Source organism: Nonomuraea jabiensis (assembly GCF_014204795.1).
Taxonomy (GTDB): domain Bacteria; phylum Actinomycetota; class Actinomycetes; order Streptosporangiales; family Streptosporangiaceae; genus Nonomuraea; species Nonomuraea jabiensis.
On the sequence record NZ_JACHMB010000001.1, the window covers coordinates 11,531,692 to 11,543,562 of the forward strand.

The window sequence follows — 11,871 nt, forward strand, 5'->3', positions numbered from 1 at the left end:
CGTCGAAGTGGCACGTCACTTCTGCGAAAGGACGAGCCGGGACGTGCGGCGCACGCCGCACAGGGGTTCTGGTCACCCGCCGTCGGGGCGGGTCAAATCATTTGAGGGGGAACACACCAGCACCGGCCGCAGGCGATGCCAGACGCGCGATGAGACGTCAGGTGCGTTTGGTGCCAACGCCGGGATGCTATCTAAAATTCCCCGGACGGGCCGGACCTTCCGAAACCCTCAATGGCACGCTGAAGCGGCTGACGAGTCAACGTCAGCCGTTTCAGCAGAAAAGATCAGACATTGAATCCTAGCATACGGAGCTGCTCGCGCCCCTCATCGGTGATCTTGTCGGGACCCCACGGCGGCAGCCAGACCCAGTTGATCTTGACGTCGGACACCATGCCGTCGAGCGCCGAGTGCGCCTGGTCCTCGATGACGTCGGTCAGCGGGCAGGCCGCGCTGGTCAGCGTCATGTCGATGGTGGCCACCGGCCGCGCGCCGTCGGCGGGGTCGAGGTTGAGCCCATAGATGAGGCCCAGGTCGACCACGTTGATGCCGAGCTCGGGGTCCACGACGTCCTTGAGCGCCTCCATGACCTCTTCGACGGTGGTCTCGCCATCGAAATCGGTCGGAGTCTCCACAGGCTTACTCATCGGGCACTCCTCACTACCGCATCCTTGTAGGCCATCCACGACAGCAGCGCGCATTTGACGCGCGCCGGGAACTTGGCCACGCCCGCGAACGCGACCGCGTCGCCGAGCACCTCTTCGTCGGCCTCCACCTGTCCCCTGCCCTGCATGAGCCTGGTGAACTCGTCGACCACGGAGAGCGTCTCCTCGACCGTCGAGCCGGTGGCGAGCTCGTGCAGCACCGAGGCGGCGGCCTGGCTGATCGAACAGCCCTGACCATCATAGGAGACGTCCACGACCTTGCCGCCGTCGCCCACCTTCACCCTGAGCGTGATCTCGTCGCCGCACGTGGGGTTCACGTGGTGAACCTCGGCGTCGTACGGCTCACGCAGCCCCCGCCCCTGCGGGTGCTTGTAGTGCTCCAGGATCAGCTCCTGGTACATCGACTCGCCGATCATGGCTATGCGAACACCTTCTGAACGTGATGGAGGCCGCGGACCAGGGCGTCGATCTCGCCCGTGGTGTTGTACAGGTAGAACGACGCCCGCGTGGTCGCCGGTATTCCAAAGCGTAGGTGCAGGGGCCGCGCGCAGTGGTGACCGACGCGTACGGCGACGCCGAACTGGTCGTCGAGGATCTGGCCGACGTCGTGCGGGTGGATGCCCTCCAGCGTGAACGACACCGTGCCGCCCCGCTGCTCCAGCGAGTCCGGCCCGATGAGGCGCAGGGTGGGCACCTCGCGCAGGGCGTCGAGCGCGTAGGCCGTCAGCGCGCGCTCGTGCGCCTCGATGGCCTCCATGCCGACCTCGGTGAGGTAGTCGACGGCCGCGCCCAGCCCGATGGCCTCGACGATCGGCGGCGTGCCGGCCTCGAACTTGTGCGGCACCGGCGCGTACGTCGAGTGGTCCATCCAGACCGCCTCGATCATCTCGCCGCCGCCCAGGAACGGGGGCATGGCGTCGAGCAGCTCGGCCTTGCCCCACAGGACGCCGATGCCCGACGGCCCGACCATCTTGTGGCCGGTGAAGGCCACGAAGTCGGCGCCCAGCTCGGTGACGTTCACCGGGTGGTGCGGCACGGACTGCGACGCGTCCAGCATGATCAGCGCGCCGACCTCGTGCGCCCGCCCGGCCACCTCGGCCACCGGGTTGACGGTGCCGAGCACGTTGGACTGGTGGGCGATCGAGACGATCTTCGTCCGCTCGGTGATGACGGACGGGTCGTAGTCGAGCCGTCCGTCGTCGGTGACGCCGAACCACTTCAGCGTCGCACCGGTGCGCTGCGCGAGCAGCTGCCACGGCACGATGTTGGAGTGGTGCTCCATCTCGGAGATGACGATCTCGTCGCCGGCTCCGAGCGTGAAGCGCGGATCGGTGTTGATGGGGTTGCCGAAGGCGTACGCGACGAGGTTGAGCGCCTCGGAGGCGTTCTTGGTGAAGATCACCTCGTCGCGCGACGGCGCCCCGACGAACGCGGCGACTCTGTCGCGGGCGCTCTCGTAGGCGTCGGTCGATTCGGCGCCGAGCACGTGCATGGCCCGTCCGACGTTGCTGTAGTGCAACGCGAAGTGGTCACGCATGGTCTCGATGACCTGGGTGGGCTTCTGGGAGGAGTTGCCCGAGTCGAGATAGACGAGCGGGCGCCCGTCGGGCAGCTCGCGGGAGAAGACCGGGAAATCCTTCCTGATCTTCTCCACGTCAAAGCTGAACTGTGTCATGCAGATGCCTTCGTGTACTGCTCGTAGCCCTCGGCCTCGAGCTTCTCGGCCAGCTCCGGCCCGCCCTCCTCGACGATCCGGCCGCCCGCGAAGACGTGGACGAAGTCCGGCTTCACGTAGCGCAGGATGCGGGTGTAGTGCGTGATCAGCAGCACGCCGGTGTCGCCGGAGGCGCGGAAGCGGTTGATGCCCTCCGACACCACGCGCAGCGCGTCGACGTCGAGGCCGGAGTCGGTCTCGTCGAGCACCGCGATCTTCGGCTTGAGCAACTCGAGCTGGAGGATCTCGTGGCGCTTCTTCTCACCGCCGGAGAAGCCCTCGTTGAGGTTGCGCTGGGCGAAGGCGGCGTCGATGGACAGCGCGTCCATGCCGTTCTTGAGGTCCTTGGCGAACTCGCGCAGCTTCGGCGCCTCGCCGCGGACCGCGGTGACGGCCGAGCGCAGGAAGTTCGAGACCGACACGCCGGGGACCTCGACCGGGTACTGCATGGCCAGGAACAGGCCCGCGCGGGCCCGCTCGTCGACCGACAGCTCCAGCAGGTCCACGCCGTCGAGCAGCACCTGGCCGCCGGTGATCGTGTATTTGGGGTGGCCGGCGATCGCGTAGGCGAGCGTCGACTTGCCCGAGCCGTTGGGGCCCATGATGGCGTGGGTCTGGCCCGAGTGGACGGCCAGGTTGACGCCGCGCAGGATTTCCTTGTCCTCGACGGCGACGTGGAGGTCGCGGATCTCAAGGGTGGACATTGTTGTTATGACTCCTTCGAGAGCGAGACGAGCACGTCATCGCCGTCGATCGTGACTGTGTAGACGTTCACGGGCTGGGTCGCGGGCGGGCCGGTGGGCTTGCCGGAGCGCACGTCGAAGCACGAGCCGTGCAGCCAGCACTCCAGCGTGCCGTCGTAGACCTCGCCCTCGCTGAGCTTCACCTCGGCGTGGGAGCAGACGTCGTGCAGGGCGAACACCTCGCCGCCCTTGCGCACGAGCGCCACCGGCGTCTCGCCGACCTCCACTCCGATGACACCCCCGTCGGGGATGTCGTCGAGCTTGCACACCTTCTCGAACGAACTCATCGCGCGAGCTCCGCCTCCAGCGCGCTCAGCACGCGCTCGCGAATCTCCTCGACCTCGATCTTCTCGACGAGCTGGCCGAGGAAGCCCCTGATGACCAGGCGGCGGGCCTCGTCGTAGGGGATGCCGCGGGCCTGGAGGTAGAAGATGTGCTCGTCGTCGAGCCGGCCGGAGGCGGAGGCGTGCCCCGCCCCGGCGACCTCGCCGGTGAGGATCTCCAGGTTGGGCACCGAGTCGGCGCGGGCGCCGTCGGTCAGGATGAGGTTGCGGTTGAGCTCGTAGGTGTCGGTGCCCTCGGCCTCGACCCTGATGATCACGTCGCCGATCCAGACGGCGTGCGCGTCCTCGCCCTGCAGGGCGCCGCGGTAGTCGACGTTGCTCTTGCAGTTGGGCTGCGAGTGGTCGACCAGCAGGCGGTGCTCCAGGTGCTGCCCGGCGTCCACGAAGTAGACGCCCGACATGTCGGCGTCGCCGCCGGGAGCGGTGTAGGACACGTTGGGCGACAGGCGTACGAGGTCGCCGCCGAGCGTCACCACGAAGCTGCGGAACGTCGCGTCCTTGGCGAGCTGGGCGTGGTGGTGGGAGACGTGGACCGCGTCGTCGTCCCAGTCCTGCAGGCTGACGACCCTGAGCGAGGCCCCGTCGCCGACGACGAACTCGATGTTGTCGGCGTAGACCGCGCTGCCCTTGTGGTCGAGCACGACCACGGCCTCGGCCAGCGGCTCCACCTTGACCACGAGGTGGCCGTACGCGGCGCCGTCACCGGAGCCGGTGAGCGTGAGCACGGTCGGCTTGGAGGTGACGGCCTCGCGCGGCACCGTGAGGACGGTGGCCTTCTCGAAGCTGTTCCACGCCTGGGCGCTGACCCGGTCGGTGGGCATGAACGCCTTGCCGACCCGGGCGTCGTCGCGGCCGACCGTCTCGACGGTGACCTCGGGCGCCGCGTCGACGTCCACGCGGACGTGGCCGACGGCCTCGGCCTTGCCGTTGTGCAGGCCCTTGAGGCGGGACAGCGGCGTGAAGCGCCACGCCTCCTCGCGCCCGGTCGGGACCTCGAAGTCGCCCAGCTCGTAGGACGCCTTCTCGTGCAAGGTCGACAGGGGCTTCTCGTTCAGGCCCATCAGCCGACGGCTCCTTCCATCTGCAGCTCGATCAGCCGGTTGAGCTCGAGCGCGTACTCCATGGGCAGCTCGCGCGCGATCGGCTCCACGAAGCCGCGCACGATCATCGCCATCGCCTCGTCCTCGTCGAGCCCGCGGCTCATGAGGTAGAACAGCTGGTCCTCGCTGACCTTGGAGACCGTGGCCTCGTGGCCCATCTTGACGTCGTCCTCGCGGACGTCGACGTAGGGGTAGGTGTCGGAGCGGCTGATCTGGTCGACCAGCAGGGCGTCGCACTTGACGGTGCTGGCGCTGCCGTGGGCGCCCTCCTCGATCTGCACGAGACCGCGGTAGGAGGTGCGGCCGCCGCCGCGCGCCACCGACTTGGAGATGACGCTGGAGCTGGTGTTGGGCGCCAGGTGCACCATCTTGGAGCCGGCGTCCTGGTGCTGGCCCTCGCCCGCGAAGGCGACGCTCAGCGTCTCGCCCTTGGCGTGCTCGCCCATCAGGTAGACGGCCGGGTACTTCATCGTGACCTTGGAGCCGATGTTGCCGTCGATCCACTCCATGGTCGCGCCCTCGTAGGCCACGGCGCGCTTGGTGACCAGGTTGTAGACGTTGTTCGACCAGTTCTGGATGGTCGTGTAACGGCAGCGGGCGTTCTTCTTCACGATGATCTCGACGACCGCGCTGTGCAGCGAGTCGGAGGAGTAGATCGGCGCGGTGCAGCCCTCGACGTAATGGACGTAGCTGTTCTCGTCCACGATGATCAGGGTCCGCTCGAACTGGCCCATGTTCTCGGTGTTGATCCGGAAGTAGGCCTGCAGCGGGATCTCGACCTCGACGTTCGGCGGCACGTAGATGAACGAGCCACCGGACCACACGGAGGTGTTGAGGGCGGCGAACTTGTTGTCGCCCACCGGGATGACGGAGCCGAAGTACTCCTTGAAGAGCTCCTCGTGCTCCTTCAGGCCCGTGTCGGTGTCGACGAAGATGACGCCCTTCTCCTCGAGGTCCTCACGGATCTTGTGATAGACGACCTCGGACTCGTACTGGGCGGCGACACCGGCGATGAGGCGCTGCTTCTCCGCCTCGGGGATGCCGAGCTTGTCGTAGGTGTTCTTGATGTCGGCGGGCAGCTCCTCCCAGGAAGCGGCCTGCTTCTCGGTGGAGCGCACGAAGTACTTGATGTTGTCGAAGTCGATGCCGGTGAGGTCAGAGCCCCAGGTGGGCAGCGGCTTGCGGTCGAACAGGCGGAGGCCCTTCAGGCGAAGGTCGAGCATCCACTCCGGCTCGTTCTTGAGAGCGGAGATGTTGCGGACGACCTCCTCGGACAGGCCGCGCTTGGCCGCCGCCCCGGCGGCATCCGGGTCGGCCCAGCCGAACTTGTAATTCCCGAGGCCTTCCAGCTCCGGGCGGTCGGTGACAGTCACCTTCCGGTCTCCTTGCTCTTGTCTCTATGTGCGGATTCACCCAGCGACTGTGGGCTCACATGTGTCGTGCAGACCCCGTCGCCGTGGGCGATCGTGGCCAGGCGCTGCACCGGGGTGCCGAGCAGCTGCGCGAACGCCTCCGTCTCGGCCTCGCAGAGCTGCGGGAACTCCGCAGCCGCGTGGGCCACCGGGCAGTGGTGCTGGCAGAGCTGGTCGCCGCCCGACTTGGCCTTGCTGGCCGAGGCGGCGTACCCCTCCGCCGACAGCGCCTGCGCCAGCACCTGAACGCGCTGGTCCGCCGGCACCGTCCGCATGACCGGCTCCAGCCGCTTGAGCAGGCTCGAGACCTGCAGGCGGGCGAAGTCGGCCACCGCTTCCTCTCCCATGCGCTCGGCCAGGAAGCGCAGCGCGCTCCCGGCGAGGTCGTCATAGGCGTGCTCGAAAGCACTGCGCCCCGCGTCGGTGATCGCGAACAGCTTGGCGGGGCGTCCGCGCCCGCGCTGCCCGCGCGGCCCGACCGTGCGAGGCTCTATCATCCCGTCAGCCAGCAGCGCGTCCAGGTGGCGGCGGACGGCGGCGGGGGTGAGCCCCAGCCGCTCGCCCAGCGCGGCGGCCGCGACGGGACCGTGCTCCAGGATCAGCCGGGCGACGCGCGCACGAGTGCTGCGCTCGCTCCCTGGCTCGATCCCTGGCACGTTTTTCACAACATCAGTGTGCCGTAATTCCTTCCCGGTTCACAAACGGATCTGAGGAGCCCGCGAATGGAATTTCTCACGCAGGGTAGGCTTACCTAACTCTTCCGCAGGAGAGCGAAGGTCAAGCTTGCGCAAAGCATGAGGCCCAGCATCACGCAGGCCATCGGCACGGCGCTGCCGGCGCCCGCGAGGCCGACCAGCGGGGCCGCGGCGGCGCCGAGCGCGAACTGCAGCACGCCGAGCAGGGCCGAGGCGCTGCCGGCGATCTGCGCGGGCTGGCTGGCCAGGGCGAGCGCGCCGGTGGCCGGCATGACCAGGCCCTGGCCGAGCATGATGACGAACAGCCCGCCCACGATGCCCCACAGGCCGAGCCCGGTGAGCGCGGCGGCCAGCAGCAGCGAGGCGCCGGTCAGCGCGACGGCGAGCCCGGTGATCACGAGGGTCACCGGCGGCACCCGTCCCGACAGCCGGCCGCCGAGCTGGGCCATGGCGGTCAGGCCGAAGGCGTTGAGCCCGAAGATGAGGGAGTACTGCTGGGGCGTGGCGCCGTACACCTCCTGGAGCACGAACGGCGAGCCCGAGATGTAGCCGAACATGGCCGCGAACGCCAGGCTCGCGGTCAGCGCGGTCCCCATGAACGTCCGGTCCCGCAGGAGCCTGCCGAACGTGCCGACGGTGTGCCTGAGGCCGCCGCTCTCGCGCCCGGCCGCGGGCAGCGTCTCGCGCACGCCCCCCAGGACGGCCAGCAGCAGCACCACCCCGGCGACGCTGAGCGCCACGAAGACGCCGCGCCACGAGGTGAACGCCAGCAGCTGCGCGCCGACGATGGGCGCCAGGATCGGCGCCAGGCCGCTGACCAGCATGAGCGTGGCGAAGATGCGGGCGATGGCGGCGCCGTCGTACAGGTCGCGGACGACCGCCCGCACGATCACCAGGGCCGCGCCGCCCAGCACGCCCTGCAGCAGGCGGAAGGCGATGAGCATGGGCACCGACGGCGCGAACGCGCACAGCAGCGAGGCCACCATGAACCCGGCCACGCCCACGATCAGCGGTGTCCTGCGGCCGCGCACGTCGCTTACCGGACCGGCGATCACCTGGCCGATGGACACGCCGATGAGGCAGGCGGTGAGGGTGAGCTGGACCTGCGCCGGCGCGCTCAGCATCTCTGAGGTGATGGCGGGCAGCGCCGGGAGGTACATGTCGATGGACAGGGGCCCGATCGCCGACAAGGCGCCCAGGATCACCAACAGCAGTCCGCGGCTGCCCCTCCTCTGCTCGATGGCGATGGTGGACGTGGACGTGGCTTCGGCCGCCACGGACATGCGCGATCCCCTCTCCCTCGTAGGCCGATGGCCCACGAGGGCCGAGGGATCAAACCAGGTTCCGGTCCTCCTAATTCCCGGTTATCAGATATTTCCGGCGATTTCGTGAAGCTGGATGATGGAGAACGTCGCGCCCTGGGGATCGGTGAGCATCGAGAACCGGCCGGGCGGCGCCTCCGTCCCCCGCACCAGCACGCTGGCGCCGGCCCCCTCGGCCGCGGCCGTCGTGGCGTCGAGGTCGGCGACCGCGAAGTACGTCATCCAGAACGACGGCGTCGCCGCCGGATAGTCGGAGAACATCTCGGCCATGCCCGCAACGGCCCGCTCCCCCAGCTGCCACTCGGTGTACTTGATCCCGTCCAGCTGCTGCAGGCGCGGCATCCAGCCGAAGACGGCGGAGTAGAAGCTCTCGGCGGCCAGGGGGTCGCGCGTGACCAGCTCGTTCCAGCACAGCGAGACGGGCTCGTTCACCAGCTGCGCGCCGTGGTGGTCGCCCGCCTGCCAGGCGGCCGCGTACGAGCCGTCAGGGGCCTGGAAGACCGTCATGACGCCCTCGTCGAAGACCGCCATCGGCTCCATGGTGACGGCGCCGCCGGCGTTCCTGACCCGCTCGGCCAGCGCGCCGGCGTCGTCGGTGGCGACGAACATGTTCCAGAACGAGGGCGATCCCCCGCCCATGACCGGCCCCAGCCCGGCGACCTGCCTGCCCTGGTGGAGGAACATGCCGTAGCCGCCGGCCTCGGGGTCGTCGATCATGTCGGCCTGCCAGCCGAAGACCTCGCCGTAGAACCGGGCGGAAGCCTCGACGTCGGTGCTGGACAGGTCCACCCAGCACGGGACTCCCGGGTCGTACCCGCTGCGTTGCGCCATTGCGCCCTCCTGCTACACGGAGCTCGTCGTCAGACTTTCCCCTCTGTTGGCCGCTTTTTGGGAAACGTCCGGGTCAAGACATGTCCAAATCCGGCCAACCCCACCTGCGGCTCGAACCGCCTGCCCCAGTCCCTAAACTCGTGGCCATGGAGTCCCCAGCCGTCGAGATCATCGGCCTGGTCAAACGCTACGGCGGCATCACGGCCGTGGACGGCCTCACGCTGCGCGCCGAGCGGGGCGCGGTGACCGCCGTGCTCGGTCCCAACGGGGCGGGCAAGACGTCCACGGTGGAGATCTGCGAGGGGTTCCGCAGGGCCGACGCGGGCACCGTCCGCGTGCTCGGCCTGACGCCCACGCTGCCCGAGCTGCGGCCGCGGGTGGGGGTCATGCTGCAGTCGGGCGGCGTCCCGCCCGCCATGCGCTGCGCCGAGTGGCTGCGCCTGGTCTCGCACTTCTACGCCCGTCCGCTCGACGCCGGGGCCCTGCTGACGCGGCTGGGGCTGGCCGATCACGTACGCACCCCCTACCGCCGCTTGTCGGGCGGCCAGCAGCAGCGGCTGTCGCTGGCCGCGGCCGTCGTCGGGCGGCCGGAGCTGGTCTTCCTCGACGAGCCGACGGCCGGGCTCGACCCGCAGGCCCGGCACGCCTGCTGGGAGCTGGTGGGCGAGCTGCGCGGGGCGGGCGTGTCGGTGGTGCTGACCACGCACCACATGGACGAGGCCGAGCGGCTGGCGGACCAGGTGGTGATCATCGACAAGGGCCGGGTCGTGGCCGAGGGCAGCCCGGCCTCGCTGACGGGGGCCGAGCGGCAGCTACGCTTCCGGGCCCGGCCGGGGCTGGCGCTGGAGGAGCTGCTCAACGCGCTCCCCACGGGCAGCGCGGCCAAGGAGTCGCCCGCCGGGCACTACATCATCGAGGGTCAGGTGGGGCCCGAGCTGCTGGCCACGGTGACCGCCTGGTGCGCGGCCGAGGGCGTCACGGCCGACGACCTGCGCATCGAGCGCCGCACGCTGGAGGACGTCTTCCTGGAGCTGACAGGCAGGGAGCTGCGATGACCGGACCGGAGCGCGCGCCCGCCGGGCAGATCGCGCTGGACTTCACGCCCGCGCCCGGGGCGGCGCCGTTCCCGCGCATGGTCCTCGCCCAGGCCGGCGCGGAGATCCGGGCGATGCTGCGCAACGGCGAGCAGCTGCTGCTCACCATGATCATTCCGGTGCTGCTGCTCGCCGGGTTCTCGCTGGCGCCGCTGATCGACGTCGGCGGCGGCAGGCGCATCGACTTCCTGGCGCCCGGCGTGCTGGCACTGGCCGTCATGTCCACGGCCTTCACCGGCCAGGCCATCGCGACCGGCTTCGAGCGCCGCTACGGCGTGCTGAAGCGGCTGGGCGCGACCCCGCTGTCCAGGGCCGGGCTCATGCTCGCCAAGACGTCCGCCGTGGTGGCCGTGGAGGTCATCCAGGCCGTGGTGATCGTGTGCGTCGGCCTGGCGCTGGGCTGGCGGCCGCACGGGTCGTTCCTGAGCGCGGCGCTGCTCATCGTGCTGGGCACGGCGGCCTTCAGCGGGCTGGGGCTGCTCATGGCCGGCACCCTGCGCGCCGAGGCCACCCTGGCCGCCGCCAACCTCGTCTACCTGCTGCTGCTGGGGGCCGGCGGGGTGATCTTCCCGCTGTCGAAGTTCCCCCAGGGCATGCGCCAGGTCCTCGAACTGCTGCCCATCTCGGCCCTGACCGGCGGCCTGCGCGCGGTCCTCGCCCAGGGCGCCGCGCTGCCCCTCGTCCCGCTGGCCGTGCTGGCGGCGTGGGCGGTGGTGTCGCTGGGGCTGGTCTCGCGTACGTTCCGCTGGGAGTAGCTCAGCCGATCTGGGGCCGCTCGCCGTGCAGGGCGCCGTAGCGGTGCCTGGTGAGGGCGGCCGCGGCCGTCAGCGGGATCGCGGCGCCGGCCGCCAGGCCGAACAGCAGGGCGTAGCGGCCGTGCTCGGCCAGCGGGCCGGCCGCCCACGAGGCGACCGCGCTGCCCACGAAGAGCGCGGCGGCGAAGAAGGCGATCGTCGTCCCCCTGGCCTCGGGCACCACCGAGGTGGCCCACGTCTGCAGCGAGGAGTGCAGGAAGGACCAGCCGCCGCCGAGCAGCAGCGCCGTGACCGCCACGGTGGCCATGTCCACGTGCACGGCGACGATCGCGAACCCGGCGCAGAGCTGCGTGCCGCCCACCGTCATCAGCACGGGAGTGGGCCAGCGCCCCGACAGCCGCCTGACGAGCTTCGTGAACACCCACAGGCCCAGCCCGTACGCGGTGATGGCGAGCCCGGCCACGGCGGCGGCGTACCCCGCGTGCTCCAGCGCGGTGGCCAGGAACGGCATGGCGCCCAGCATGATCGCGCCCTCGACGAACGCGAGCCCGAAGACCAGCAGCGCCCAGCCGTGCCCGAGCACCGCGCCCAGGTAGCGGCCGACACCGAACCCCCGGCCGGTGCCGGGGCGGGCCGGCTCCGGCAGCGAGCGCAGCGCGAGCGCGCAGGCCAGGGCGCAGGCGGCGGGCACGGTGAACGCCACCCGCCAGTCGACCAGGCCCGCGAGCACCCCGCTCAGCCCGGTGGCCAGGGCCGTGCCGAGGGCGGCGGCGCCCATCAGATCGGTCAGCGCGCGTTGCCGGGTCGACGGCTCCACGGTGTCGCCCACGTACGTCAGCCCGGTCGGGATCACCGCGCCGAAGCAGGCGCCCGTCACGATCCTGGCCACCACCAGCGCCCCCAGGACGGGCATCAGCGCCGAGGCCAGCCCCGCCAGCGCCGCGCCGAACAGCGTCCCGCGCATCACCCGCACGCGGCCGAACCGGTCCGACAGCAGCCCCCACAGCGGCTGGGTGAGCCCGTAGGCGAGGTAGTAGCCGCTGGCGGCCGCGACGGCGGCGGACAGCGGGACCTCCAGGTCCACCGCGATCAGCACGAGCATGGGGCTCACGGCGAAGCGGTCGAAGCTGCTCACGAACGAGGCCGCGGACAGGGCCAGCGGCGGGCGGGCGAGACTCGCGGGGGACTTCATACGCTCA

At 70.3% G+C, this 11,871-nt stretch carries 13 protein-coding genes; 2 read left to right on the forward strand and 11 right to left on the reverse strand.

What is annotated here, in order from left to right; translation table 11 throughout:
• Positions 1 to 284: 284 nt before the first annotated feature.
• From HD596_RS52680 to HD596_RS52725, 10 genes are all read right to left on the reverse strand, one after another.
• Entirely contained in the window at positions 285 to 644 is a 360-nt protein-coding gene (locus tag HD596_RS52680) for a metal-sulfur cluster assembly factor (RefSeq protein ID WP_185076963.1), read from the reverse strand.
• Complete coding sequence (gene sufU, locus HD596_RS52685) at positions 641 to 1,078, reverse strand: Fe-S cluster assembly sulfur transfer protein SufU (RefSeq protein ID WP_185076964.1); 438 nt, start codon at positions 1,076 to 1,078, stop codon at positions 641 to 643. The genes HD596_RS52680 and sufU overlap by 4 nt, the downstream gene beginning before the upstream one ends.
• A 2-nt stretch (positions 1,079 to 1,080) precedes the next feature.
• On the reverse strand, positions 1,081 to 2,337 hold the full coding sequence (locus tag HD596_RS52690; RefSeq protein ID WP_185076965.1) for a cysteine desulfurase: 1,257 nt from the start codon (positions 2,335 to 2,337) through the stop codon (positions 1,081 to 1,083).
• Positions 2,334 to 3,080: a Fe-S cluster assembly ATPase SufC gene (gene sufC / locus HD596_RS52695; RefSeq protein ID WP_185076966.1), complete on the reverse strand. Its 747-nt coding sequence runs from the start codon at positions 3,078 to 3,080 to the stop codon at positions 2,334 to 2,336. The genes HD596_RS52690 and sufC overlap by 4 nt, the downstream gene beginning before the upstream one ends.
• A gap of 5 nt (positions 3,081 to 3,085) precedes the next feature.
• Complete coding sequence (locus HD596_RS52700; RefSeq protein WP_185076967.1) at positions 3,086 to 3,406, reverse strand: non-heme iron oxygenase ferredoxin subunit; 321 nt, start codon at positions 3,404 to 3,406, stop codon at positions 3,086 to 3,088.
• Positions 3,403 to 4,524 (reverse strand): Fe-S cluster assembly protein SufD, encoded by a 1,122-nt coding sequence (sufD, locus tag HD596_RS52705; RefSeq protein WP_185076968.1) that lies wholly within the window; start codon positions 4,522 to 4,524, stop codon positions 3,403 to 3,405. The genes HD596_RS52700 and sufD overlap by 4 nt, the downstream gene beginning before the upstream one ends.
• Positions 4,524 to 5,936 carry a Fe-S cluster assembly protein SufB gene (gene sufB, locus HD596_RS52710; RefSeq protein ID WP_185076969.1) on the reverse strand — a complete coding sequence of 471 codons (1,413 nt, stop codon included), beginning with the start codon at positions 5,934 to 5,936 and terminating at the stop codon, positions 4,524 to 4,526. The genes sufD and sufB overlap by 1 nt, the downstream gene beginning before the upstream one ends.
• Positions 5,933 to 6,631: a helix-turn-helix transcriptional regulator gene (locus HD596_RS52715; RefSeq protein WP_185079281.1), complete on the reverse strand. Its 699-nt coding sequence runs from the start codon at positions 6,629 to 6,631 to the stop codon at positions 5,933 to 5,935. The genes sufB and HD596_RS52715 overlap by 4 nt, the downstream gene beginning before the upstream one ends.
• 95 nt (positions 6,632 to 6,726) lie before the next feature.
• The gene (locus tag HD596_RS52720) at positions 6,727 to 7,953 is read right to left on the reverse strand and encodes a multidrug effflux MFS transporter (protein ID WP_185076970.1); all 1,227 of its coding nucleotides are present in this window, start codon (positions 7,951 to 7,953) and stop codon (positions 6,727 to 6,729) included.
• Between the two features lie 84 nt (positions 7,954 to 8,037).
• Positions 8,038 to 8,823, reverse strand: coding sequence for a VOC family protein (locus HD596_RS52725; protein ID WP_185076971.1), 786 nt, complete (start codon positions 8,821 to 8,823; stop codon positions 8,038 to 8,040).
• A gap of 146 nt (positions 8,824 to 8,969) precedes the next feature.
• On the opposite strand from HD596_RS52725, the gene HD596_RS52730 reads away from it, so the two are divergent.
• Together HD596_RS52730 and HD596_RS52735 are read left to right on the forward strand one after the other, a co-directional pair.
• Entirely contained in the window at positions 8,970 to 9,878 is a 909-nt protein-coding gene (locus HD596_RS52730) for an ABC transporter ATP-binding protein (protein ID WP_185076972.1), read from the forward strand.
• The gene (locus HD596_RS52735) at positions 9,875 to 10,672 is read left to right on the forward strand and encodes an ABC transporter permease (protein WP_185076973.1); all 798 of its coding nucleotides are present in this window, start codon (positions 9,875 to 9,877) and stop codon (positions 10,670 to 10,672) included. Before HD596_RS52730 ends, HD596_RS52735 begins: the two co-directional genes overlap by 4 nt.
• Position 10,673: 1 nt before the next feature.
• Here HD596_RS52735 and HD596_RS52740 read toward each other — a convergent pair whose 3' ends face one another.
• A complete protein-coding gene (locus tag HD596_RS52740; protein ID WP_185076974.1) occupies positions 10,674 to 11,864 on the reverse strand; it encodes an MFS transporter in 1,191 nt (396 codons plus the stop codon).
• Positions 11,865 to 11,871 lie beyond the last annotated feature (7 nt).